Annotated in this window: 22 protein-coding genes; 13 read left to right on the top strand and 9 right to left on the bottom strand. The window is 73.1% G+C overall.

Annotated elements, in window-relative coordinates:
* Positions 1-9: 9 nt before the first annotated feature.
* The 4 genes from ACYVPE_RS16690 to ACYVPE_RS16675 are packed head-to-tail and all read right to left on the bottom strand — an operon-like array spanning position 10 to position 4,035.
* Complete coding sequence (locus ACYVPE_RS16690; RefSeq protein WP_461034390.1) at positions 10-876, bottom strand: ABC transporter ATP-binding protein; 867 nt, start codon at positions 874-876, stop codon at positions 10-12.
* Positions 855-1,907: a FecCD family ABC transporter permease gene (locus ACYVPE_RS16685; RefSeq protein ID WP_461034389.1), complete on the bottom strand. Its 1,053-nt coding sequence runs from the start codon at positions 1,905-1,907 to the stop codon at positions 855-857. The genes ACYVPE_RS16690 and ACYVPE_RS16685 overlap by 22 nt, the downstream gene beginning before the upstream one ends.
* Positions 1,904-2,947 carry a FecCD family ABC transporter permease gene (locus ACYVPE_RS16680; RefSeq protein ID WP_461034388.1) on the bottom strand — a complete coding sequence of 348 codons (1,044 nt, stop codon included), beginning with the start codon at positions 2,945-2,947 and terminating at the stop codon, positions 1,904-1,906. Before ACYVPE_RS16680 ends, ACYVPE_RS16685 begins: the two co-directional genes overlap by 4 nt.
* A 23-nt stretch (positions 2,948-2,970) precedes the next feature.
* Complete coding sequence (locus ACYVPE_RS16675) at positions 2,971-4,035, bottom strand: iron-siderophore ABC transporter substrate-binding protein (protein WP_461034387.1); 1,065 nt, start codon at positions 4,033-4,035, stop codon at positions 2,971-2,973.
* Between the two features lie 309 nt (positions 4,036-4,344).
* On the opposite strand from ACYVPE_RS16675, the gene ACYVPE_RS16670 reads away from it, so the two are divergent.
* Both ACYVPE_RS16670 and ACYVPE_RS16665 read left to right on the top strand, forming a co-directional pair.
* A complete protein-coding gene (locus ACYVPE_RS16670) occupies positions 4,345-6,084 on the top strand; it encodes a DUF6055 domain-containing protein (RefSeq protein WP_461034386.1) in 1,740 nt (579 codons plus the stop codon).
* Between the two features lie 73 nt (positions 6,085-6,157).
* The gene (locus ACYVPE_RS16665; RefSeq protein WP_461034385.1) at positions 6,158-6,841 is read left to right on the top strand and encodes a class I SAM-dependent methyltransferase; all 684 of its coding nucleotides are present in this window, start codon (positions 6,158-6,160) and stop codon (positions 6,839-6,841) included.
* On the opposite strand, the gene ACYVPE_RS16660 is transcribed toward ACYVPE_RS16665, so the two are convergent.
* Both ACYVPE_RS16660 and kdgD read right to left on the bottom strand, forming a co-directional pair.
* The gene (locus tag ACYVPE_RS16660; protein ID WP_461034384.1) at positions 6,816-7,784 is read right to left on the bottom strand and encodes a 2-hydroxyacid dehydrogenase; all 969 of its coding nucleotides are present in this window, start codon (positions 7,782-7,784) and stop codon (positions 6,816-6,818) included. The two genes, ACYVPE_RS16665 and ACYVPE_RS16660, sit on opposite strands and share 26 nt — an antisense overlap.
* A 157-nt stretch (positions 7,785-7,941) precedes the next feature.
* Positions 7,942-8,859 carry a 5-dehydro-4-deoxyglucarate dehydratase gene (gene kdgD, locus ACYVPE_RS16655; protein WP_461034383.1) on the bottom strand — a complete coding sequence of 306 codons (918 nt, stop codon included), beginning with the start codon at positions 8,857-8,859 and terminating at the stop codon, positions 7,942-7,944.
* A gap of 136 nt (positions 8,860-8,995) precedes the next feature.
* Between kdgD and ACYVPE_RS16650 the strand changes: the two genes are divergently transcribed.
* From ACYVPE_RS16650 to ACYVPE_RS16625, 6 genes are all read left to right on the top strand, one after another.
* Positions 8,996-9,925 (top strand): LysR family transcriptional regulator, encoded by a 930-nt coding sequence (locus tag ACYVPE_RS16650; RefSeq protein ID WP_461034382.1) that lies wholly within the window; start codon positions 8,996-8,998, stop codon positions 9,923-9,925.
* Positions 9,926-10,062: 137 nt separating this feature from the next.
* On the top strand, positions 10,063-11,676 hold the full coding sequence (locus ACYVPE_RS16645; RefSeq protein WP_461034381.1) for an ABC transporter substrate-binding protein: 1,614 nt from the start codon (positions 10,063-10,065) through the stop codon (positions 11,674-11,676).
* 2 nt (positions 11,677-11,678) lie between these two features.
* Complete coding sequence (locus tag ACYVPE_RS16640; RefSeq protein WP_461034380.1) at positions 11,679-12,608, top strand: ABC transporter permease; 930 nt, start codon at positions 11,679-11,681, stop codon at positions 12,606-12,608.
* A 14-nt stretch (positions 12,609-12,622) separates the two neighbouring features.
* Positions 12,623-13,597 carry an ABC transporter permease gene (locus ACYVPE_RS16635; RefSeq protein WP_461034379.1) on the top strand — a complete coding sequence of 325 codons (975 nt, stop codon included), beginning with the start codon at positions 12,623-12,625 and terminating at the stop codon, positions 13,595-13,597.
* Complete coding sequence (locus tag ACYVPE_RS16630; RefSeq protein ID WP_461034378.1) at positions 13,597-14,622, top strand: ABC transporter ATP-binding protein; 1,026 nt, start codon at positions 13,597-13,599, stop codon at positions 14,620-14,622. The genes ACYVPE_RS16635 and ACYVPE_RS16630 overlap by 1 nt, the downstream gene beginning before the upstream one ends.
* On the top strand, positions 14,615-15,652 hold the full coding sequence (locus ACYVPE_RS16625; RefSeq protein WP_461034377.1) for an ABC transporter ATP-binding protein: 1,038 nt from the start codon (positions 14,615-14,617) through the stop codon (positions 15,650-15,652). Before ACYVPE_RS16630 ends, ACYVPE_RS16625 begins: the two co-directional genes overlap by 8 nt.
* Before the next feature lie 72 nt (positions 15,653-15,724).
* Here the strand turns inward: ACYVPE_RS16625 and ACYVPE_RS16620 are convergent, their stop codons facing one another.
* From ACYVPE_RS16620 to ACYVPE_RS16610, 3 genes are all read right to left on the bottom strand, one after another.
* Positions 15,725-16,720 (bottom strand): 2-hydroxyacid dehydrogenase, encoded by a 996-nt coding sequence (locus tag ACYVPE_RS16620; RefSeq protein ID WP_461034376.1) that lies wholly within the window; start codon positions 16,718-16,720, stop codon positions 15,725-15,727.
* Positions 16,721-16,736: 16 nt separating this feature from the next.
* Complete coding sequence (locus tag ACYVPE_RS16615; protein WP_461034375.1) at positions 16,737-18,026, bottom strand: glucarate dehydratase family protein; 1,290 nt, start codon at positions 18,024-18,026, stop codon at positions 16,737-16,739.
* 143 nt (positions 18,027-18,169) lie between these two features.
* Positions 18,170-19,063 (bottom strand): IclR family transcriptional regulator, encoded by an 894-nt coding sequence (locus tag ACYVPE_RS16610; RefSeq protein WP_461034374.1) that lies wholly within the window; start codon positions 19,061-19,063, stop codon positions 18,170-18,172.
* Positions 19,064-19,510: 447 nt separating this feature from the next.
* Here ACYVPE_RS16610 and ACYVPE_RS16605 point away from each other — a divergent pair, with 447 nt between their 5' ends.
* The 5 genes from ACYVPE_RS16605 to ACYVPE_RS16585 are packed head-to-tail and all read left to right on the top strand — an operon-like array spanning position 19,511 to position 24,710.
* A complete protein-coding gene (locus ACYVPE_RS16605; protein ID WP_461034373.1) occupies positions 19,511-21,358 on the top strand; it encodes a phage tail sheath C-terminal domain-containing protein in 1,848 nt (615 codons plus the stop codon).
* Positions 21,359-21,398: 40 nt separating this feature from the next.
* Positions 21,399-21,923: a phage tail protein gene (locus ACYVPE_RS16600; protein ID WP_461034372.1), complete on the top strand. Its 525-nt coding sequence runs from the start codon at positions 21,399-21,401 to the stop codon at positions 21,921-21,923.
* Positions 21,924-21,935: 12 nt separating this feature from the next.
* On the top strand, positions 21,936-22,727 hold the full coding sequence (locus ACYVPE_RS16595) for a T4 family baseplate hub assembly chaperone (protein ID WP_461034371.1): 792 nt from the start codon (positions 21,936-21,938) through the stop codon (positions 22,725-22,727).
* Positions 22,720-23,448, top strand: a complete 729-nt coding sequence (locus tag ACYVPE_RS16590; protein ID WP_461034370.1) for a hypothetical protein — start codon at positions 22,720-22,722, stop codon at positions 23,446-23,448. The genes ACYVPE_RS16595 and ACYVPE_RS16590 overlap by 8 nt, the downstream gene beginning before the upstream one ends.
* Positions 23,445-24,710, top strand: a complete 1,266-nt coding sequence (locus ACYVPE_RS16585) for a Pvc16 family protein (protein WP_461034369.1) — start codon at positions 23,445-23,447, stop codon at positions 24,708-24,710. The genes ACYVPE_RS16590 and ACYVPE_RS16585 overlap by 4 nt, the downstream gene beginning before the upstream one ends.
* Positions 24,711-24,715 lie beyond the last annotated feature (5 nt).

Genomic DNA, 24,715 nt, shown 5'->3' with positions numbered 1-24,715 from the left:
GGACAGGACCTAGGCCCTGTCCGCGACCTGGGCCCGGCCGGCCGGCGCGTGCTCGCCCGCCGGGTGCCTGGCGTGCGGCACCACCATCGGCGTGCCCGTCCGCGGGTCCGGCACGATGTCGCACGGCAGCCCGAACACCTCGGCCACCAACTCGGCCGTCAGCACCTCGTCCGGCGGACCCTGGGCGGCCACCCGGCCCTCGTTCATCACCACCAGGTGCGAGGCGAACCGCGCCGCCTGGTTGAGGTCGTGCAGCACCGCGACGATGGTCCGCCCCTCCCGGTGCAACTCCCCACACAGCTCCAGCAGTTCGTACTGGTGCGCGATATCGAGGAAGGTGGTGGGCTCGTCGAGCAGCAGCAGGTCCGTCTCCTGCGCCAGCACCATCGCGATCCACGCCCGCTGCCGCTGCCCGCCGGACAGCTCGCTCGCCTGCGCGTCCGCCAACTCCGTGAGACCGGTGCGCTCCAACGCGAACGCGATCGCCGCGTCGTCCGCCGGCGACCACTGGCGCAACAGCGTGTGGTGCGGATAGCGGCCGCGCCGCACCAGACCCCGCACCGTGATCCCGTCCGGCGCCACCGGACTCTGCGGCAACAGCGCGACCTGCCGCGCCGCCTCCTTCGGCCGATAGCCGCCCAGATCCCTGCCGTGCAGCAGGATCCGCCCGCCGACCGGCTTCAACACCCGCGCGAACGCCTTCACCAGCGTCGACTTCCCGCAGCCGTTGGGGCCGATGATCATGGTGAGCCCGCCGTCCGGGATGTCGATGCTCAGCTCCCGCACGATCGGATCACCGCCGTACGAGATCGTCACCTCCCGCGCGCTCAGCCCCCGCTCGTCCGCCTGGATGGTCAAAGCCTTCCCCTTCTCCATTCCCGAACCAGCAGATAGCCGAGGTAGACCCCGCCGATCGCCATCGTGTAGATGCCCACCGGCAGGCCGTCCGACCACGGCGCCTGCTGCGCCGCCAGGTCGGCGAGCACCAGCAGCAGCGCGCCCACCAGGGCCGCCAGCGCCTGGTGCGCCCCCGTGCCGCCCGTCAGCCGGCGGGCGATCTGCGGCGCCGTCAGCGCCACGAACGCGATCGGCCCGGCCACGCTCACCGCGCCGGCCGACAGCACCACCGAGAGCGTGACCGCGAACACCCTGGTCCGCGTCGGGTCGGCGCCGAGCCCGGCGGCCAACTCGTCGCCCATCTCGCTCGCGTCGAGACGCCGGCCGAGCAGCGCCGCCAGCGGCGCCACCACCGCGAGCACCAGCCAGATCGTCGCCGCGTGGTCCCAGTCCCTCGCCGACAGACTGCCGTTCACGTACGCCATCAGCACCGAGGCCCGGTCCCGCTCCATCACGTAGACCACGTACTCGGTGAACGCGAACGCCATCGCCGCGACCCCGAGGCCGGCCACGATCAGCCGCCCCGGGTTGCGGAAGCCGGTGCCGGTGGCGAAGTACACCAACGCCATCGCCAGCGCCGCGCCGGCCAGCGCGCCGAGCCACACCGGCAGCGTGCCGGGCAGCAGCAGCGCGAAGACCGCCGCCCCGGCCCCGGCGCCCGCGCCGAGACCGATCACGTCCGGGCTGCCCAGCGGATTGCGGGTGACCGACTGGAACAGCGCCCCCGAAAGACCGAGCGCCGCCCCCGTGCCGATCGCCACCACGAGCCGCGGGCCACGGAGCCGCTCGAGCACGAACGCGTCGCTGCCCTCCGCCCCGCCCGCCAGCGCCCCCGGCAACTCGCCGAGCGGGATCCCGAGCCGCCCCAGCGTCAACGTCGCCACGCTCGCCCCGAGCAGCAGCACCACCACCGCGAGCGCCGCCAGCAGATAGCCGCGGTGCACCGGCAGCGCCACCACCCGCCCGATCCGCAGCACGCCGGGACGCGCCCGCCCAGCCGTCGCCGTCACGCGCTCCCCCTCATCCGACGCACCGCGAACAGCAGCACAGGCGCGCCCACGAACGCCGTCACCACGCCCACCATCAGCTCCTGCGGACGCACCACCACCCGGCCCACCACGTCGGCCAGCAGCAGCAACGCGGGACCCACGATGGCCGCGTAGGCGATCTGCATCCGGAAGTCGACGCCGACCAGCGCCCGCACCACATGCGGAACCGCCAGGCCCACGAAGGCGATCGGGCCCACGGCCGCCGTCGCCGCGGCGCTCAGCAGCGTCGCCGCGACCAGCCCGGCCGAGCGCAGCACCGTCGGGTTGGCGCCCAGCGAGGACGCCGACTCGTCGCCGAGCGCCAGCGCGTTGAGCCCCGAGCCGAGCAGCAGCGCCAGCACGAAACCGATCAGCGCGAACGGCAGCACCGAGCGGAACACGTCGAAGTCGCGGCCGCCGAGCGCCCCCACGACCCAGTACCGGTAGCTGTCGAACGCGTCGGGATGGCTCAGGGCGATCGCCTGCACCAACGCCGTCAGCACCGCCGACACCACGGCGCCCGCCAACACCAGGCGCACCACGCCGGAGTCGGCGCCCGCGGCCCCGATCACATAGACCAGCAGGCCGGCGACCAGCGCGCCTGGCAACGCCCACCACACGGTGGCCGCCTGCCCCGACACGCCGAGGAAGGCCGTCGCCGACACCACGGCCGCCGCGGCGCCCGCGTTGATGCCGAGCAGCCCGGGATCGGCCAGCGGATTGCGGGTGATGCCCTGCATCAGCGTGCCGCCGACGGCCAGGCAGACACCCGCCAGCACGCCGAGCGCCGTCCGCGGGTAACGGCTCTCGACGACCGTCGTGAGATAGGGGTCGGCGTCGCCCGACCAGACGTCGAGGACGTCGCCGAACGACGTCGACCTGCTGCCGAACATCACGCTGGCCAGCACGGCGAGCGCCAGCACGGCGATTCCGATGAGCAGCGCGTACACCCGCCGAGCGGTGCCGACGCGGGAGGCGTCGGCACCGCTCGGGCGGGGCTTCGCGAGGGTGGTGGTGGTCACGAGGACGTGCTACCCCGTCGTCGTCACTGGTCGATCGTGGCGACGGCCTCGTCGATCAGCGGCAGATAGCGGTCGATCACCCACGGCACGGTCAGCGGGTTGATGATCGACGACGCGGTGACGAAGGAGTTGTCGTCGCTCGCCACGACGGAGCCGCGCTCCACGGCCGGGATGGCGGCGTACAGCGGCTGCGCCTCGATCTCCTGACGGGTCTCCGCGTCGGTGTAGAAGGTGAAGACCAGGTCGCTGTCGGCGAGTTGGTCCGCGTTCTCCAGGCCGATCAGCGCCGAGTCGGTGCCCTCGGTCTCCTCGAAGGTGTCGACCACCGGGTCGACCGTCAGGCCGAGGCCCGAGACCATCGCGACCCGCTGCTCCTCGGGCAGGAACACGCCGAGGGTGCCGGGGCCCGAGGTGTAGACGTAGGAGAAGCTGACGTCCGCGTACTCCGGGCGGGTCGCGGCGGCCTCCGCCAGCTGGTCGTCGATGCCGGAGATCAGGCCGGCCGCCTCGTCGGGCTGGCCGAGCGCGGTGGCGATGATCTCGATCTGCTCGTCCCAGTTGGTGGACCAGGCCAGGTCGGGATAGGCCACGGTGGGCGCGATGTCGGACAGCACGTCGAAGTCGTCCTGGGTGATGCCGGACCAGGGGGCCAGGATCACGTCGGGCTCCAGCTCGATGATCGCCTCGAAGTCGATGTCCTCGGCGCCGGCGAACTGCGTGGGCAGCTCGTCACCGGCCTCGGTCACCGCCTCGTGGATCCACGGCAGATAGCCGGTGTCGTCGCTGCCCCACTCGTAGCTCTCGATGCCGACCGGGGTGTGGCCGAGCGCGATCGCGGTCTCGGCCGAGCCCTGCCCGAGGGTGACGACCCGCTCGGGCTGCTCCTCTATGGTGGCCGCGCCGAGCGCGGACTCGATGGTCACCGGGAACGCGCCCTCGCTCTGCGCGGAGTCGCCGGAGTCACCCGAGCCGCCCGAGCTCTCCTCCCCATCGTCCGAGGAACAGCCGGAGAGCGCGAGGGCCGCGGCGGTGGCGGCGGCGGTGAGGGCGAGCGCGTGGCGGCGCGCGTGAACAAGGCGGGGCGACATGCTGTTCCTTGGGTGGGTGTGTGCGGCGTGGTCGGTCGGGGACGAAGGCTAGCTTAGGTAAGCCTTACCATACACGGCGCCCCGCTCCCGGTGGGCGGGACCTCGAGGGGTGGCGGTGCGGCCGCACCGCCACCCGGGGCGCGGAAAACCTTTGCCCTGACCGTTCCTCGACGAGGGTCCATGGGAGCGCTTCCATGAGAACATCTCCCTTGTCGCACGCGCATGTTCCTTGCGAGCCGCGTTCTCTCCGAGCGAAGGAGCAGTACTGTGCCATCCGATATGTCATGGACACGTCGTAGATTTGTGACGGTGGCCGCCCAGGCGTTCGTCGTGGCCGGGGTCGGCGGGGCGGCCGCGCTCCAGCCGGCCGGGACCGCCTCGGCGGCGGCCAAGTCCCTCTACCTTCCCGCGCGTTGGCAGTCCACGGGTGAGGTGCCCTGGAGCCAGGACCGGACCAGGGAGTCGGCCAACTTCATCCTGCTGTGGGGAGAGAAGTCGGGCACCAACCCGCTCAACGCCCCCGGCGAGTTCCGGTTCGACCCGAACGACATCCTCAACCAGTTGGAGAGCCTGTACTCCTTCTACGTGAACACCATGCGGTTCACGCCGGAGACCGGGCTGCTCGCCGAGCACAAGATCGTGGTGATCGTCACCCGCACCTGGAACCGCACCGCGCTGGACGCCTGGGCCACGGGCGGCTCGGTGGACGGCCGGGTGGGCGTCATCAACATCGCGCCGGCCGCCGCCCAGCCCGGCTCCTGGGGCCTGGCGCACGAGCTGGGCCACGTCTTCCAGAACTACACCTTCCTCGGCCGGGGCTCGGGCGTCGGCTTCACCGACCCGTCGGCCGGCACCTTCTGGGAGACCAGCGCCGAGTTCATGGCCATGCGGGTCTATCCGAACGGCGGCGCCGGCGACCTCACCCGTTTCCTGCGCACCGAGAACCTGGCCTGGTCGTCCAGCCGCCACCACTACGGCAACTGGATGCTGATGCAGTACCTGGTCGACCGGTACGGCGGCATCCAGGCGTTCAACGACATCTGGAACCAGGCGCGGAGCAACGAGCACCCGCTGGAGACCTACCGGCGGATCAACAACCTGAGCCAGGCCCAGCTCAACACCCGGGTCGCGGAGTACGCGCAGCGCCAGGTCACCTACGACTACTCGAACCGCGCGAACATCATGCCGTTCATCAACGGCGTCTACGGCGCGGGCTTCATCAACGCGTACAACGGCGTGCCGGTGGAGCCGATCAACCAGTCCGCCGGCCAGTACGCCGTCTCGAACCGGCTCGCGCCCTCCGACTACGGCTACAACAAGATCCGTCTCGTGCCGAGCAGCGACGGCGGCCTGATCACGCTGCGCTTCCGGGGCCACGTCAACGCGGCGGCCGGCTCCGGCTGGTCCTACGGCTTCGTGGCGGTGCGCGACGGCGTGCCGCGCTACGGGCCGATCCACAACAGCGCGGACGCGCAGGTCACCTTCCAGACCCAGTCGGGCGAGCGGGACGTCTACCTGGTGGTCACCGGCACCCCGAGCACCGTGCACCACTACGCCTTCCTGGACGGCTACCCGAGGAACTACCGCTACCCGTACGAGATCACGCTCCAGGGCGCCGTCCCCTCCGGTTACGAGCCCGGCTACCAGAAGCCGGCCGCGACCGGCGGCGGGCACTGGCACGCCAACGGCGGTGGCTGGGTGGACAACCGGGCCAACGTCGCGGCCAGCGTCTACGTCGGCCCGCGCGCGGCGGTGTTCGGCAGCTCGACGGTCAGCGGCAACGTCCGCATCGAGGGCCTGGCCTGGGTGAACTCCGGCGCCACGCTCCGCGACAACGTGGTGGTCAGGGACAACGCCATCATCCAGGGCGGCGCCAACCTGTCGGGCAACGTGGTGGTGGGGGGCGACGCCGAGCTGTGGATCGCCTGCTCCTCCGGCACCTACCTGATGTTCAACCCCGACCGGGGCTGCGACGGGCGCGGCGGGGAGACGGACATCAACCCGGCGGTCAGCCCGTTCACGACGGCGGAGATGGCCGTCACCGGCTGATCACCGCTTCCGGGCGGGGCCCGCCGTTCTCGCCCGGGGCCGCGTTGTCAGTGCCGTTTGCCACCATGGCGGCATGACCGATCGCCCGAGTACCACCGCCGCCATCGCCGCCTACTGGGACGCGGCGGCCGACCGGTTCGACGAGGAGCCGGACCACGGCCTGCGCGCCGTCGAGACCAGGACCGCGTGGCGGCGCCGGCTGCGCTCCTGGCTGCCGCCCGGGCCCGCCGACGTGTTGGACGTGGGCTGCGGCACGGGCTCGCTCACGCTGCTGATGGCCGAGGCCGGGCACCGGGTCACGGGCGTCGACCTGGCGCCCGGCATGATCCGGCAGGCGCGGGAGAAGTTCCAGGCCGCCGACCGGGGCGGCCGCTTCCTGGTGGGGGACGCGGCCGCGCCGCCCACCGGTGCCGCCCGGTTCGACGTGCTGGTGGCGCGGCATCTGGTGTGGACGCTGCCGGATCCGAGGGCGGCGCTGCGGGCCTGGCTCGGGCGGTTGCGTCCCGGTGGGCGGCTGGTGCTGGTCGAGGGGCGGTGGCGGGAGGCCGGGCAGGCCGGCGCGCCCTATGTGGCGGGGGCCGAGTCGTTGCCCTGGGCCGGCGGGATATCGGCGGCTGAGCTCTCCGCCGTGCTGCGGCCTTCGGTGGCGCGGGTGTCCGTCGAGCCGCTGAGCGGGGATCCGGCGCTCTGGGGTGGCCCGGTGGCTGACGAGCGCTATGCGCTCGTCGCGCTCACGGCGTCGCCGGCACGGGCGTGAGCAGGGTGCCCTTGGCCAGATAGTGCTCCAGGTTGCGGCGGGCGAGGTCGCCCATTGCCTCCCGGGTCTCGTGGGTGGCGCTGGCGATGTGGGGGAGGAGCAGCACGTTGTCCAGGTCGAGGAGCGCGGCCGGCACCCTGGGTTCGTCGGCGAAGACGTCGAGGGCGGCGCCCGCGATCCGGCCTTCCAGCAGGGCGGTGACGAGCGCCGGTTCGTCCACCACGGAGCCGCGGGACACGTTGACCAGATAGCCGTCGGGGCCCAGGGCCGTCAGCACCTCGGCCGAGACGAGCCCCCGGGTGCCGGGGCCGCCGGCGGTGGCCACCACCACGGCGTCGGCCCACTCGGCCAGCTCGCGCGGCGAGTCGGCGTAGCGGTAGGGCACGCCGTCGACCCGGTGGCGCGAGTGGTAGCCCAACTCGGCGTCGAAGCCGGCCAGCCGGCGGGCGATGGCGCCGCCGATCCGGCCCAGGCCGAGGATGCCGATCCGCTTGCCGCTGACCCGGGTGGCGAGCGGGTAGCCGCCGGCCACCCACGCGCCGCTCCGCACATAGCGGTCGGCGGCGGCGAGCCGGCGCATGACGTCGATCAGCGCGCCGACGGCGAGGTCGGCCACGCAGTCGGTCAGCACGTTGGGGGTGTTGCTGACGTCGATGCCGCGGGCGCGGGCCCTGGCCACGTCGGTGGTCTCGTAGCCGACGCCGAAGTGCACGATGGCGCCGAGCCCGGGGAGCGCGTCCATCAGCGCGTCCGGCACCCCGATCCGGGCGGTGGTCACGGCCGCGACCACCTCGTGGCCGTGCACGGCGAGATAGGCGTCCGGGTCCGGCTGGTCGCTCAGCCGCACCGCCTGGTGGTCGGCGTCCAGCGCGGCGTCCAGCGAGGGGAGCAGGGGGCAGACCTGGAGGACCGTGCGTGGCGCCTGCGCGGCGGGCGTGGTCATGGTGGGATGCTCCTTCGGGTGGGCCTCGACAGGCCCCTGGTCGAGATGCCGGTGAGGGTTGGGCGGCCGGCTGGTGGGTCGGCTGCCTGCGGACCGGCGCGGAGCTCGGGGGAACGGGAGCCACGTCGGGGTGGGCGGTCTTCGCTCCGCGCAGCGGTCAGGCGGTCACCCGCTCCACCAGGGCGCGCAGTTCGTCGCGCTCGGCCGGGGTGAGGTCGGTCAGCGGCGGGCGGACCGGGCCCGGGTCGCGGCCGACGACGGCCAGCCCGGCCTTGACGATGGACACCGCGTAGCCGACGCCGCGGTCGCGGATGGTGAGGTAGGGGAGGACGAACTCGTTGAGCTTGCGGTAGACGGTCGCGGCGTCCCGCGCCCGCACCGCCGCGTAGAAGTCGAGCGCGAACTCGGGGAGGAAGTTGAAGATCGCCGAGGAGTAGGTGGTGACGCCCATCTCCAGGTACGGCAGGGCGTACGTCTCGGCGGTGGGCAGGCCGCCGACGGAGAGCAGCCGGCCGTCGAGGCGCGCGTGGATGCGGGTCATCAGGTTGACGTCGCCGATGCCGTCCTTGAAACCGATCAGGTTCGGGCAGCTGTCGGTCAGTTCCCGCACGGCGTCGAAGCCGAACGCGGCATTGGCCCGGTGGTAGACGATCACCCCGAGCTCGGTCGCCTCACACACCGCCCTGACGTGGGCGACCAGGCCCTCCTGGGACACCTCGGTGAGGTAGGGCGGCAGCAGGAAGACGCCGGCCGCGCCGGCGGCCTCGGCGTCCCTGGCCATGGCGACGGCCTGCGCCGTGCCGTAGCCGACCGGCGCGATCACCGGCTTCTCGGCCGGCACGGAGGCGACGGCGGCGCGGACGACCCGGCCGACCTCGTCCGGGGTGAGCGAGACGAACTCGCCGGTGCCGCCCGCCGCGAACACGCCGGAGACCGGGTACGAGGACTGCCAGGCCACGTGCGCGCGGTAGCCCTCCTCGTCGAAGGTCAGATCCGGCCGGGCGTGGGTGACGGGGAAACACAGCAGGCCCGCGCCGAGGGTGGTCCGCAGGCTCTCTGGACTGAACGAGGTCATGGTCTCCGCTCCGGTGTCGTTCCGGTGTCGAGGAAGCTGCCCGGAGCGTATGGCCAGGGGTGATACCTGTCTAACACCAAGAAGGCATTCACCGATACCTTCGAGGCATACCACCCCCGGCTGCTGCGAGGTCGCCATGCCCACCCAGTTCACGCTCGAGCAGCTGCGCGGCTTCGTCGCGGTGGCCGAGGAGGGCCACTTCGGCCGGGCAGCCGACCGGCTGCGGATCACCCAGCCGCCGCTGAGCCGCCAGGTGCAGAAGCTGGAGCGCGCCCTGGAGGTGGAGCTGCTGGTCCGCACGCCGCGCGCCGTGCTGCTGACCGCCGCGGGGCAGGCGTTCCTGGCCGAGGCGCGGCGGATCCTCAAGCTCGCCGACGCCGCCCCCGCGACGGCCCGCAACGCGGCCCGCGGCGAGGCCGGCGCCCTGTCCGTCAGCTTCACCGCGGTGGCCGCGCTCGCCGTGCTCGGCTCCTGGCTGCGGACCATCACCGCCGAACTGCCCATGGTGGAGCTGACCCTCACCGAGCTGGTCACCAGGGACCAGGTCGACGCGGTGCTGGCCGGCGGCGTGGACATCGGCCTGGTCCGCGGGGTACCCGCCTCCGACGTGCTGAGCGTGCGGCGGGTGCACACCGAGAGCCTGCTGCTCGCCTGCCCGCGCAACCACCCGTTGGCCGCCCTCGGCCGGCCGCCGTCGCTCGCCGACATCGGCCGGCACGGCGTCGTCACCTATCACCCGGTGGTCGGCCGCTACCTGCACGAGCTGGTGATCAGCGTGTTCCGGCAGGCCAGGATCGAGCCGCGCTACGTTCAGCGGGTCGGGCAGGTGCACAGCCTGCTGGCGCTGGTGAACGCCGGCCTCGGCGTGGGTCTCGTGCCCAGGACCGCGGCCCGGCTGCGGCTGCCCAACCTGGCCTTCACCGAGATCGACGGGCTCAGCCCGGACATCGTGGAGACCCACTGTGTGTGGCGGACCGACCACGCGAACCCCGCGCTCGACGCGCTGTTGCGACTGATCGGATCCGGCCATGACCGAACCCTTGACGGCCTGGGGGTGCAGCCCTAGCGTCTCCGTCTACAAATGCAGACGCGGGACGCATGTATAGACGGCCGGGCCCTTTCTTTCCCGGAGATCTTTTCCGAAGATCGGGCCCCGAGGGTCGCGCGTCCCCGGCGGCAACACCCCAGCTCTCCGGAGAGACGATGACGACGAAGTCTGCCGTACCTCCCTCCCCCTCCCCGGGCAGGGCCCGCGCGTCGCTCGCCGCTCTCGTCTCGACCGCGTTGCTGCTGACCAGCGCGTGCGCCGTGGCGAACAGCGGCGGCGGAGGCGACGCGGGCAGCGGGGCGGGCGGCACCCTGCGCGTCGTGCTCGGCCAGGAACCGCCGACGCTCGAACCGTGCGAGGCGTCACTGACCTCGACCGGCGTCGTCGTCCGTTCCAACATCACCGAGCCGCTGATCGAACGCGACCCGACCTCGGGCGAACTGCTCCCGCTGCTGGCCACCGGCTGGCAGCAGTCCGAGGCGGACCCCACCACCTGGACCTTCGACATCCGCGAGGGCGTCACCTTCCAGAACGGTGAGCCGTTCACCGCGGAGGACGCCGCCTTCACCATCGACCGCGCGGTCAACTCCGACCTGGCCTGCAACGTCGACGGCTACGTCTTCGGCGACATGGAGCTGACGGCCGAGGCCACCGGCCCCACCCGGCTGACCGTCACCACCGGCGAGCCCGACCCGATCCTGCCGCTGCGACTCAGCTTCGTGGAGATCGTCCCCAGGACCACCAGCACCGAGGCCAAGGTCCGCGAGCCCGTCGGTACAGGACCCTACGCCGTCGCCGAGTGGCGGACCGGCGTCTCCATCACCCTCAGCCGCAACGAGGACTACTGGGGCGAGGCCCCCGCCTACGCCACCGCACGCTACGTCTGGCGCGCCGAGTCCAGCGTCCGCGCCGCCATGATCGACCGCGGCGAGGCCGACATCGCCGCCGCCCTCGACCCCGAGGACGCCACCGAGGAGAACTCGGTGCCCTACCCCAACAACGAGACCACCGCGCTGCGCCTCGACGGCACCGAGGCCCCCCTCGACGACATCCGGGTGCGCCGGGCGATCTCCCTCGCCATCGACCGCGACGGCATCGTCGACACCCTCTTCGACGGTGAGGCCGACCCGGCGGCCCAGCTCGTGCCACGCGGCGTCGTCGGCTTCAACGACGAGCTCGACCCCACCCCCTACGACCCGGCGGCCGCCCGCGACCTCGTCGAGGAGGCCGCCGCCGACGGCGTCCCCGTCGACCGGCGGATCACCCTCATCGCCCGCAACAGCCAGTTCCCGCGGGTCGCCGAGACCGCCGAGGCACTCCAGTACCAGCTGGCCGAGATCGGGTTGAACGTAAGGATCCGGATGACCGACACCGCGGCCCATCTCCAGTACCAGCTCCGGCCGTTCCCCGAGGACGCCGGGCCCGTCGCGCTGCTCATCATGCACGGCAACCAGGCAGGCGACGCCGCCTTCACCGCCAGCCAGTACCTGCTCGCCGAGGGACCGCAGTCCACCTTCGGCACCCCGGACCTCGACCAGCGGATCGCCGAGGCCGACGCCGTCGCGGGTCCTGCCCGCCAGGACGCCTTCGCCGACGTCCTCACCTACCAGGACGAGAACGTCGCCCAGTACGCCTACCTCGCCCACATGCGCGGCCTGCTCGGCCTGGCCCCCTCGGTCAGCTACGAGCCGGACCCCGCCACCGGCGACGAGCTGCGGCTCGCCGAGGTCAGCCCCGCCGGCGACCCGCGACCGAGAGACGAGGACTGACGATGACGGTCTTCCTGCGCAACCGGATCGTCTCCAGCGCGATCCCCCTGCTCTTCGTGGTGCTCGGCGTGTTCTGCCTCGCCCGGCTGGCCGGCGACCCCGTCGACCTCTACCTGCCGCTCAGCGCCACCGAGGAACAGCGCGCCGAGTTCTCGGCCGCCCACGGCTTCGACCAGTCCATCCCCGCCCAGCTCTGGGACTACCTGGGCCAGGTCGTCAGGCTCGACTTCGGCGAGTCGCTGCGCACCGGGCAGTCGGCCGGCGAGATGGTGCTCACCGCCTTCCCCGCCACCCTGCAACTCGCCGCCGTCACCATGGTGATCGCCGTCCTCGCCGCGATCCTGGTGGGCAGCGTCGCCGCCTACCGGCCCAACTCGGCGGTCGACCGCTTCTCCAGCCTGCTGGCCATGACCGCCGCCAGCATCCCCGACTTCTGGTTCGCCATCGTGGGCGTCCTGATCTTCGGCGTCAGCCTGGAGTGGCTGCCGACCTCAGGCGTCATCGGCGGCCCCGAGGTCTGGGTGCTGCCCATCGCCACCCTGCTGATCCGCCCCTTCGGCGTGCTGGTGCAGGTGGTGCGCGGCAGCATGGTCGCCGCGCTCTCCGCCCCCTACGTCAAGGTGGCCCGCAGCAAGGGCGCCAGCGAGCGGCGCGTCGTCTTCGGACACGCCCTGCGCAACGCCACCACCCCCGTGCTGACCGTCGCGGGCGACCTCACCATCGGCCTGGTCAACGGCGCCGTCGTGGTCGAGACGATCTTCGGCTGGCCCGGCATCGGCAAGCTGATGATCGACTCCATCCTCCAGCGGGACTTCGCCGTCCTCCAGGCCGCCGTCCTGCTGACGGCCGTGACGATCTTCGCCCTGAACATCGTCGTCGACGTCGCCCACGCGCTGATCGACGCACGCGTCCGCCAGCCGGTCCAGGCGTGAACGAAGGAGCCACGATGACCACCACCGCAGAACCCGCGACCGGCTCCGCACCACCCGAGGGCGCCGCCGCGCCACCCGGCGCCCGCCCGCCGCGCTGGTGGCGGCTGCTCGGCCGCGACTGGGCCGCCGCCGTCGCGGCCACCGTGCTGGGCGCCGTCCTCCTCGTCGCCCTGCTCGGCCCGCTGCTCATCGGCGACCGGGCCGTCCGGCAGGACCTCGACGCCTCGCTGCGCCCGCCCTCCCTCGACCACGGCTTCTTCGGCCTGCTCGGCACCGACGTCCTCGGCCGCAGCGTCCTCGCCCGGCTGGTCGAGGGCGCCGGCACCACCCTCTCGGTCGCCGTCCCCGCCGTGCTGTGCTCGCTGGTGATCGGCTCCGCCCTCGGCATGTGGGCCGGCTACCACGGCGGCATCAGGGAGAACCTGGCGATGCGGCTCGCCGACGCCATCCTCAGCTTCCCCTCGCTGCTGATCGCGGTCGTCGTGCTCTACGTGTTCGCGCCGAGCGTCGGCAACCTGGTGGCGATCCTGGCCGTCACCCGGATCCCCGTCTACCTGCGGACCGCCCGCGCCGAGTCGACCGAGCTGCGCAGCCGCCTCTTCGTCGACGCGGCCCGCACCTTCGGCACCGCGAGCTGGCCGATCATCTACCGGCACATCCTGCCGATCGCCCTGCCCACCCTGCTGACCGTCGCCACCCTCGACTTCTGCTTCGTCATGCTCACCGAGTCCTCGCTCAGCTTCCTCGGCATCGGCATCCAACCGCCCGAGGTGAGCTGGGGCCTGATGGTCGCCCAGGGCCGCCAGTACCTGGGGTCCGCCTGGTGGATCGCCGTGCTGCCGGGCGTCGCCATCATGCTCGTCACCGTGTCGGCCACCGTGCTCGCCGCCTGGGTGCGGCTGGCCACCGACCCCGCCCAGCGCTGGCGCCTGACGCTGCCCCGCAAGCGGCGCGGCACCCGTCCCGTCACTCCGGAGGTGACCGCCTGATGCCCGCGTCGACCGACACCCAGACCCGTGCCGAGGAACGACCGGCCGACGACCCCGCGCTCGAGGTGCGTGGGCTCTGCGTCGACCTGCACACCGCCGCCGGCACCGTACGCGCCGTCGACCACGTCGGCTTCACCGTGCGCCGCGGCCGCACCCTGGCGCTCCTCGGCGAGTCGGGCTGCGGCAAGTCGATGACCGCGCAGGCGATCGTCGGCCTGCTCGACCCGGTGGCCGAGGTGACCGGCGGCTCCGTGACGGTCGCCGGCACCGACGTGCTGCGGCTCAGCCCCGGTAAGCGACGCAAGCTCGCGGGACCGGTGCTTTCCATCGTGTTCCAGGACGCGCTCACCGCCCTCAACCCCGTGCAGCCGGTGGGCCGTCAGCTCGCCGAGCCGTTCCGCATCCACCGCGGGCTCTCCCGGCGGGCCGCCAGGGAGAAGGCCATCGAGCTGATGGCCAGCGTCGGAATCCCCGAGCCGCGCCAGCGCGCCCGCTCCTACCCGCACCAGTTCTCCGGCGGCATGCGGCAGCGCCTGCTGATCGCCATGGCCGTCGCCCTGGAGCCGGACGTGCTGCTCGCCGACGAACCGACCACCGCGCTCGACGTCACCGTCCAGGCCCAGATCATGCGGCTGCTCCGCGACCTGCAGACCGAGCACCGGCTGGCCGTCGTGCTGATCACCCACGACCTCGCCGTGGTCGCCCAGCGCGCCGACGACGTCGCCGTGATGTACGCGGGCAACGTCGTGGAGACCGGCCCGGTGCGCGAGGTCTTCGCCGCGCCCCGCCACCCCTACACCAGGGGCCTGCTCGACTCGGTGCCGGAACACGCCAGGCGCGGCGAGCGGTTGCCGGCCGTGCCAGGCAGCCCGCCCGAGCTCAGCGCCATCCCGGCCGGCTGCGTCTTCCAGGCCCGCTGCCCGCTGGCCAGGGAGCGCTGCGTGACGGAACGCCCGGCGCTCGCGCCCGTCGGCGCCGGCCGCTCGGCCGCCTGCCACTTCTCCGAGGAGCTCGCCCATGCCTGAGACCACCCTCGAACGGACCCAGGACGCGGCACCGCCCGGCGCGCCGCTGCTCGAGGTGACCGGGGTGCGCAAGACCTTCAGGGCCGGCCGCGGCCGGCTGACCGCGCTGGACGGCGTGGACCTGCGGCTCGGCCACGGCGAGACCCTCGGTCTTGTGGGGGAGTCGGGCTGCGGCAAGTCCACCCTGGCCCGGGTGCTGCTGCGGCTCGAACGGCCGGACGCCGGCACGGTGCGCTTCGACGGCGTCGACCCGTTCACGCTGCGCGGCAGGGAACTACTGGCCTGGCGCCGCCGCATCCAGATGGTCTTCCAGGACCCGTTCGCCTCGCTCAACGCCCGGATGAGCGCCGCCGACATCATCGGCGAACCGTGGCGCACCCACCGCGACGTGCAGCCCACGGCGCAGGCCAGGCAGCGACGGGTCCGCGAGCTGCTCGACCTGGTCGGGCTGCGGGAGAGCGACGCCCACCGGCACCCCAACGAGTTCTCCGGCGGCCAGCGGCAGCGACTCGGCATCGCCCGCGCCCTGGCGCTGGAACCCGACCTGATCGTCTGCGACGAGCCGGTCTCCGCGCTCGACCTCTCGGTGCAGGCCCAGGTGCTCAACCTGCTGTCCGATCTCCAGCAGCGGCTCGGCGTCTCCTACGTCTTCATCTCCCACGACCTGTCGGTGGTCCGCCACGTCGCCGACCGGGTGACCGTGATGTACCTCGGCAAGGTCATCGAACACGGCCGCACCGAGGACGTCTTCGACCGGCCGCTGCACCCCTACACGGCCGCGCTGCTGTCGGCGGCGCCGACGCTCGACGTCTCGGACGAGGCGGGCGCCGACCGCGAGATCGCGCTGCGCGGGGAGATCCCCTCGCCGTTCGACATCCCGTCGGGGTGCCGGTTCCGCACCCGCTGCTGGAAGGCGGAGGACCGGTGCGCCGAAGAGGCGCCGCCGGTACGGACGCGCTCCCGCGCGGGGGACGGGGCGGGGGAGCCGCACGAGGGCCTGTGCCACTTCCCGTTGGAGGCCGGCGGCTGACGTGCCAGAACGCCGAAGCCGGCCCCGGTCGTCTCGGACGACCGGGGCCGGCTTCGGCGTTCGGGGCGCCGCTCAGGTCCCGCGGCGCAGTGCGCCGGTGAGCGGCTGCCCCGCGGCCAGCCGGGCGATGTTGTCGGCGATCTCCCGGGCCCGGCCGCCGAAGGTCTCTCTCGTGTGGCCGGAGTGGTGCGGCGTCAGCACCACGTTCTCCAGGGTGTGGAACGGGCGGGTGTACCCGCGGCTCCCGGTGCCGTCCTTGGGGTGCGACCACCACACGTCGAGCGCCGCGCCGCCGATCGCGCCGCCCGCCAGCGCCTCGTAGAGCGCGTCCTCGTCGACGACGGGTCCGCGCGCCACGTTGACCAGCAGCGCGTCGGGACGCATCAGGGCCAGCGCGGCGGCGTCGATCAGCCCCCTGGTCGCCGGCGCGAGCGGCACGGTCAGCACCACCACGTCGGACTCGGCGAGCAGCGCGTCGAGCCCGTCCTCGCCGTCCACCAGGTCCAGTCGGTCGGGGCGCAGGCCGGCCGGGAGCGGCGCTTCCGGGTTCCGCCGGACGGCGCGGGCCCGCATGCCGAGCGCCGTCAGCGCGCGCACCACCTGCCCGCCGATCTCGCCGAGCCCGACGACGCCGACCGTGCGGCCGGCCAGCGTGCTGCCGAGCGCGACCCCGTGGTCCACGGCGACCGACTCCCAACGGCCCTCGCGCATCAGCCGGTCGGCGCGGAGCACCCGGCGGGAGAGCATCAGGGTGACCAGCACGACGTGCTCGGCCATCGAGGGGCCGTGGTGCGCGGTGGTGCAGACGGCGACCTCGGGGGCGAGCGAGTCCAGGGCGATCCGGTCCACGCCGGCGCCGGTGACGTGCAGCAGCCGGAGCCGGGTGGCGGCCTCGGCCATGGGCGCGGTCACCCGGGAGGCGACCAGCACCTCGGCCCTGGAGAGCTCGGCGGCGACGGCCGCGTCGGGCCGGCCGGCGAGGAACGCCCAGTCGTGGCCGTCGGTGCCGCCGCGGGTCAGCTCGGCGCGGAACCGGTCGAGGATGGGGTCGGTGAGCACGATCCTCATGGCGCCTCCACCCGCCTCACCAGCGCGGCGGGGTGGGGTCGAACCCGGGGTGCCGGCGGCGGTAGTAGCCGGTGTCGTCGCGTTCCCTGATCCCGCAGGACAGGTACCGCTCGTGCATCCTGGCCAGCGCGTCCCGGTCGAGTTCGACGCCGAGCCCCGGGCCTGTCGGCACGGCGAGGGAGCCGTTCTCGAAGGTCAGCGTGCCCGGCACGACGACGTCGTCCTCGGGGTCCTTCCAGGGCCAGTGGGTGTCGCAGGCGTAGGTGAGGTTGGGGGTGGCCGCGGCGAGGTGGGTCATCGCGGCGAGGCTGATGCCCAGATGCGAATTGGAGTGCATGGAGAGGCCGAGCCCGAAGGTGTCGCAGATCGCGGCGAGCGACCTGGACCGGCCGAGGCCGCCCCAGAAGTGGTGGTCGGAGAGGATCACCTGGACCGCGTCCTGCCGGACGGCCGGCTTCAGCTGGTCGAAGGCGACCACGCACATGTTGGTGGCGAGCGGCATCGGCACCTCGCGGGCGACCGCGGCCATCCCCTCGATGTCGGTGGTGGGGTCCTCCAGGTACTCGATCACCCCGGCCAGCTCCTGGCCGACCCGGATCGAGGTCGCCACGCTCCAGGCGCCGTTGGGGTCGATCCGCAGCGGGTGGTCGGGGAAGGCGGCGCGCAGCGCGCGGATCGCCGCGATCTCCTCCTCCGGCGGGAACACGCCGCCCTTGAGCTTGATCGCGGTGAACCCGTACTCGTCGATCATCCGCCGGGCCTGCGCCACCAGTTGGTCGGGGTCGAGCGCGGCGCCCCAGGTGTCGGGCTCGGCGTCGGGGTGTCCGGCCCACTTGTAGAAGAGGTAGGCGCTGTAGGCGACGCGCTCCCGGACGGCGCCGCCGAGCAGGTCGCTGACCGGGCGGCCGAGCACCTTGCCCTGGATGTCGAGGCAGGCCACCTCGAAGGGCGAGAGCACCCGGTCGGCGGTCCTGGTACCGGTCACCATGCCGCTCATCCCGTGGCCGCCGTTGCTGGCGTCGGCGGCCAGCGCCTCCCGGATCCGGCGCGCGATCTCCTGGACGTGCCACACGTCGACGCCGGTCAGCCGGGCGGCGGACGCCCGCAGCCGGTCGAGGTGGGCGGCGTCGCCGTAGGTCTCGCCGAGCCCGTACACGCCGGAGTCCGTGGTGACCTCCACGATGGCCCGCAGCGCGAACGGCTCGTGGACGCCGACGGTGTTGAGCAGGGGTGGATCGCGGAAGGCGACGGGCGTGATCCGGATGTCGCGGATGCGGTGCGGCTCGTTGTTCGGTGTGTCGGGCACCCTGGCCTCCGGCGGACTGCGACTGACGGCAGCGTCAGCGATCGAACGAGTACCCGGGCAGTCTAGCCACGGGCTGTCTATATAGGTAGACGCGAGTCAGAAATGAAGACGGAAAGGAGTGAGGGGGCCTCGGCGCGGCGGCCTCAGAGCCCGTCCTCCCCCCAGGCCCCGAAGCCGAGCGCGAGCGCGCCCTGTTCGATGCTGTCCCTGGCCCGGCCGAGCGCCGAGACGACGTCCTCCTCGCGGGCCGGCGTCAGGCGGGCCAGCGGCACCGAACAGCTGATGGCGTCGGTCGCCGGCTCCGCGTAGCGCAGCCGCAGCGCGAAGCACTTCACCCCCTGGGTGTTCTCCTCCCGGTCCACCGCCCAGCCGCGCTCCCTGACCTCGGCGAGATCCCGCCCCAGAGCCGCCCGGTCGGTCAGCGTGTGCTCGGTGAGCGGCGCGAGATCCGCCGGCAGGTGCCGCGCCAGGGCCGCCTCGTCGAGCCCGGCGAGCAGCGCCTTGCCGAGCGCCGTCGAGTAGGCCGGCAGCCGGCGGCCCACCCGGCTGTGCGGCCGCAGGTACTGCCCCGACTCGCGGGTCACCAGGTAGACGACGTCCGTCCCGGAGAGCCGCCCCAGGTGGAAGGTCTCGTCCAGGTGCTCGCCCAGCCGGTCGAGCACCGACTTGGCGGTGTGCACATAGGGGTCGGTGTCCAGATAGCTGGTGCCGGCGAGCAGCGCCCGGATCCCGATCCCGTACATCGTGCCCGACGCGTCGGTCCGCACCCAGCCGTACTTGGTCAGCGTGCGCAGCACGGCGTAGCAGCTGCTGCGCGGCATGCCGAGCGCCTCGCTCAACTCGCGCAGCCTGGCCGGCCGGTTCTGGCGGGCGGCGAGCAGTTCGAGCAGTTCGAGGGTCCGCGCCGCGGACTTCACCTCACGCACCCCGCCGGTCCGCTCCTCGGGCGTCGGCTCCGGGGCCGGCTCCGGCACCCGGTCGGCCGCGGCGTTGCCCTCCGTCGCGCTGTCGCGGTGGCGGTCGGTCGGTGCGGTCATCCGGCCCCTCCAGGCCCAGGGCGTGGCCGTCAGGTCTCCGACCGCCGGGTAGCCGCCCATGGTGTGGGGACACGCTACCCGCGTCGCCCGCCTCGGCCGAGACGTCCGGCACGGCCCGCCCCTGGTCGGGCTGTGCTTTGCCCATGGGAAAACAGCGGAGATTGTGTGTCGGTTCTGAATCGGCCGACGCTGAATTCCGGCCGCCGCATACCCGCTGAAGTGCGTGGCCGACGTATTCAGTCTTCTTATTCAGGGGGGTTGACGGCGATTCGGACCCTTGGCAAGAATCTCTGACGAGAACCGCGACACCATGCATTGCAGGCTTCGGCCTGAGGGGGAGGCATTGGTGATCGCTGTGCCGGCGTTGGCACCTCTGGTGATCGCTGGCCGCGCGATCTCACACTCGCTCCCCTGTTCGCTTGGAACACCGAGGGAATGGAGGGGTGAATGCCGACGGCACCGACTTATCCCGGCGTGTACATCGAGGAACTCCCGAGTACCGTCCGGACGATCAGCGCGGTGACCACCTCGGTCACCGCGTTCGTCGGGCACACGCGCCGCGGGCCGGTCAACCGGCCGATCACCATCACGAGCTTCGCCGACTTCGAGCGGCAGTTCGGCGGGCTGGCGGCGGACAGCCCCGTCAGCTACGCCGTCAGGCAGTTCTTCCTCAGCGGCGGCTCCGTCGCCGTGATCGTCCGCGCCGTCGCCGCCAGGGGCGGCACCGCCGCCACCGTCGCCCTGCGCTCCACCGAGGCCGGCACCGAGGCCGACGCGCTGCGGATCACCGCCCGCGACCCCGGCAGCTGGGGCAGCGGCCTGCGGGTCACCGTCGACCAGGACACGCCGGCGCCCGACGCCACCTTCAACCTGCTGATCACCGACACCGCGGGCGCCGTCCGCGAGTCCTTCACCGGCCTCTCCACGCGCGAGGGCGACCCCAACTTCGCCGAGACCGTGATCAACGAGTCCTCGGCCGCCGTCACCGTGAAGGTGCTCGGCGAGGGGCGCCCCGACCCGTCGGGCACGGTCAGCAAGCCGTTCCCCGAGGAACTGCCCGACCTCGCCAAGGAGATCGAGGTCAAGGTCGGCGACGTCGCCCGCACCTTCACGCTCTACGAGGAGGACGGCGACGGCGAAGCCCCGGCCACCCTCGTCGACCTGGCGCTGCTGCTGGAGCGCAAGCTGCGCTCGCTCCCCGACGCGCCGGGCAGGCGCGCGTTCGCCGGCACCCGGGTGGTGCCCTTCGGCCGCCGGCTCCAGGTGGTCGCCGGCTCCTCGGAACCCACCGACGTCGTCCGCTTCCTCGGCCAGGCCGCCAACGACCTGGGCCTGGAGGCCTCCGTCAACGCGCCGGTCTTCGCCCTGGACGGCGGCGAGGACGGCGGCGCCCCGGGATTCACCGACCTGATCGGCAGCGAGGCCCGCAAGAGCGGCATCCAGGCGCTGCGCGACGTCGCCGACGTCAACCTGCTGGTGCTCCCCGAACTCGCCTCCTACGCCTCGCACGACGAGATGGTCACCGTGCTGTCCGCGGCCGAGGCGCTGTGCGAGGAGAAGCGGATGTTCCTCATCGCCGACGCCCCGGCCACCTGGACCAGCGTCAACGCGGCCCGCGCCGGCCTGTCCACCTTCGACTCGGTGCGCAACGACCACGCGGCCCTCTACTTCCCGCACCTGGAACTGGTCGACCCGCTCACCGGGCGGCTGCGGGCCTTCCCGCCCTCCGGCACGGTCGCCGGCGTCTACGCCCGCACCGACGCCGAGCGCGGCGTGTGGAAGGCGCCGGCCGGCATCGAGACCCGGCTCTCCGGGGTCCGGGCGCTCACCGTGCCGATGACCGACCCGGAGAACGGGCTGCTCAACCCGCTCGGCCTCAACTCGCTGCGGAACTTCCCGGTCGTCGGCCCGGTCGTCTGGGGCGCCCGCACCCTCGACGGCGCCGACGCGCTGGCCTCGCAGTGGAAGTACGTGCCGGTCAGGCGGCTCGCCCTGATGCTCGAGGAGAGCCTGTACCGGGGCCTGAAGTGGGTCGTCTTCGAACCCAACGACGAGCAGCTGTGGTCCCAGATCCGGCTCAACGTCGGAGCCTTCCTGCACACCCTCTTCCAACAGGGCGCCTTCCAGGGCACCTCGGCGCGCGACGCCTACTTCGTCAAGTGCGACCGGACCACCACCACCCAGGACGACATCAACCGCGGCATCGTCAACGTGCTCGTGGGATTCGCCCCGGTCAAGCCGGCCGAATTCGTGGTGGTCAAGATCGAACAGATCGCCGGGCAGTTCGAGTCCTAGCCGAAGATCGCCGAGGCAAGATCGAGACATAGGAAGCCGCATGGCCGAATTCACCGTCAACGCGCAGCGATTCGACCCGTACAAGAACTTCAAATTCCTGGTGGTCTGGGACGGCCGCATCGTCGCGGGAATCAGCAAGATCAGCGCGCTCAAGCGAACCACCGAGGTCGTGAAACACCGCAACGGCGGTGATCCGAGTTCGCCGCGCAAGTCCCCGGGACGCAGCGAGTTCGAGGCGGTCACCCTGGAACGCGGCGTCACCCACGACCCCGAGTTCGACCGCTGGGCCAACAAGGTGTGGCAGGTCGGCGCCGGCCGCGGCGCGGAGATGTCGCTGCGCGACTTCCGCAAGGACCTGACCATCCAGGTCCTCAACGAGGCCGGACAGGTGGCCGTCTCCCACAAGGTCTACCGAGCCTGGCCGAGCGAGTACCAGGTCCTGGGCGAACTGGACGCCAACGCCAACGCGGTGGCCATCCAGAGCCTCAAGCTGGAGTGCGAGGGCTGGGAGCGGGACTACGAGGTGCCGGAGCCCGAGGAGCCGTCCTTCCAGCAGCCCGCCTAGGGGGCGGGCGCGGTGACCGGGGAGGGGAGCGGCCTGGGTGCCGCCGCGTTGGGCGCCGCCGGGCTGCTGGCCGTCTGGGAGGCCGGCCTCGCCACGGGCGGCGTGGGCCGGGCACTGCTGCTGCACTCGGCGGCCCGCCCGGCGGCCGGCACCGACGAACTGCTGGCCACGCCGGTCGGCCGCCGGGACGCCGACCTCTTCGCGCTGCGCGCGGCCCTGTTCGGCGACCGGATGGACGTCAGGGTGACCTGTGAGGAGTGCGAGCAGGAGATGGAGTTCGGCTTCAGCGCGGCCCAGGCCGTCGCCGCCAGGCCTCGGGCCGGCGGGCCGTTGGCGGAGGAGTCGTCGGCCGTCGACTCGCTGGTCGTCGAGGAGGGCGGCTGGACGGTCAGGTTCCGGCTGCCGACGACCGGCGACCTCGCCGCTGCCGAGGAGGCCGGCGGGCCGGAGCCGGCCAGGCGCCTGCTGCTGCGACGGTGTGTGCTGACGGCCGAGCTGAACGGCACACCGAAGGCGGCCGAGCGGCTGCCGGAACCCGTCCAACGCCGGATCACCGAGGCCGCCGCCGAGGCCGACCCGCGCGCCGACATCCGGCTCGCCGTCGCCTGCCCCGAGTGCGGCCACCGGGCCTCCGCCGAACTCGACATCGCCGCCCACCTCTGGGCCGAACTCGACGCCTGGGCCCAGACCACGCTGCTCGACGTCCACCTGCTCGCCAGCGCCTACGGCTGGTCGGAGGCCGAGATCCTGGCCCTCAGCCCGCTGCGCCGCCGCTACTACCTGGAGCTCTGTGCGGATGTCTGACTTCTTCGCCCGCCTGGTGGGGCGTACCGCGGCCGGCTCAGCGGCGGCCGGCGGGCCCCGGGTCCGCCCCCGGCTGCCGGGTCCCTTCGAGCGGCTCGACGGAGCCCGCACCGGCCTCCCCGACCTCGTGGAGACGGAGCTCGGGAGCGAAACCGCGCCGGCCATCGGCCCGTTACCCCACGCGCCGACGCGCGTCACGGAGCCCGCGCCGCGTACCGGCCCCACACCCGCGCTCGTCCCCCCGCCGGCCCCCGCCCCGCTCCGCCCACCCACCGCCCGGCCCTCCCCGAGCGCGGCCCACCCGCTGCTGGTAGGCCCGCCGGCGCCGCCCCTCCGACCGGCCGAGCCCCGCGTCGTCCACTCACCGGAACCGCTGCCGGTGCCCGTCGCGTCCGCCGCCTCCCGCGCCACCGCCCGGCCGGCCTCCCCGTCACCGCGGGCCGGTTCAGGACGCCCACCGCTGGCCGCCGCCCCCGCCGCCACGCCCACTCCTCGCGCCGCCACGACCCCGTCCGGCACCGCCAGGGCCGCCGCGGCCGGCGCCACCAACCGGCGGCGCCCCGCGGACCGCACGGTCCAGGTCAGCATCGGCCGCCTCGAAGTCCGCGCCGCGGGCGCCGGACCGCGCGAACGCGAACGCGAACGCCCCGAGCCACCGCGACGCCAGCCGCCGACGCTCGGCCTCGGCGACTATCTCACCCGTGAGGAGCGCCGCCGATGAGCAACGCCCTCGCCCTGGCCACCGTCTCCGAGGCCCTGCGGCTGCTGATCGCCGAGAACCTGGGCCCCGAGATCGACATGGCCGTCAACGTCGAGACCAAGCGCCCGCCGACCGACCCGCCGGCCGAACCCACCATCACCGTCTTCCTCTACCAGGTCACCCCCAACGGCGCGCTGCGCAACCAGGACGTCCCCACCCGGGCCGCCGACGGCACCCTGCTGCGCCGTCCCACCGCCGCCGTCGACCTCCACTACCTCATCACCGGCTACGGCGAGGAGACCGAGCTGACCGGCCAGCGGCTGATCGGCGCCGTCGTCCGCACCCTCCACGAAATCCCGGTCCTCTCCCGCGAGTTGATCGAACGCGCCGCCCAGAGCAGCCACCTGACCGGATCCGACCTCGCCGCCTCCCCACAGCGCGTCAGGTTCACGCCCACCCAGATGGACATCGACGAGACCTCCAAGCTCTGGGGCATGCTCCACCACACCCCCTACGCGCTGTCCGTCGTCTACCAGGCCACGCTGGTGCTGCTCGAGGGCCGCGAGGACCCGGCCGCCGGCAAGCCCGTACTGCGCCGCTCCGTCACCACCATCCCCGGCCTCCGGCCCCGCCTGGACCGCGTCGGCTCCCGGCCGGCCGGCGCCGACTACCCCACCCCGGAGGCGGAAGGACCGGTGCCGCTCGGCCACGAACTCGTCCTCACCGGCTCGGGACTCGCCGCGGGACCCGTCACCGCCCACCTCGGCAGCCACCAGGTCCCCGTGCCCGCCGACGACGTGACGGACGGCCGGATCGTCCTCACCCCGCCCGAGGACCTGGCCCCCGGGCCCCACCGGCTCCGCCTCGTCTACGGCGGGCCCGCCAGGGGCCTGGAGTCCAACGCCGCCACCTTCGCCCGCCAGCCCGCCCTCGCCGAACCCGCCAGGTTCACCGACACCGCCGGCGGCGACCTCCACACCGGCACCGTCGCGCTGCGGCTCGACATGCCGATCGGCGACCAGCAGCGCGTCGAACTGCTCCTCGACGAACTGCGACCGCCCGAGGACCGGCGCGCCTTCAGCTACCGGTTCCGCGCCCCGTTCCCGGCCGCCGACCGCGAGGACCCCGAGGCGCTGCGGGTGGCGGTCAAGGACGTCCAACCCGCCGAGTACCTCGTCCGGGTGCGGGTGGACGGCGTGCCGAGCGCCATCGAACAGACACCGGACGGCACCTTCGCGGGGCCGGCCCTCGACCTCACCGCACCACCGCGCGACCAGGACTGATCGGC

This window comes from Streptomyces mayteni (genome assembly GCF_054783955.1).
This window is presented reverse-complemented; position numbering and strand designations above follow the sequence as displayed.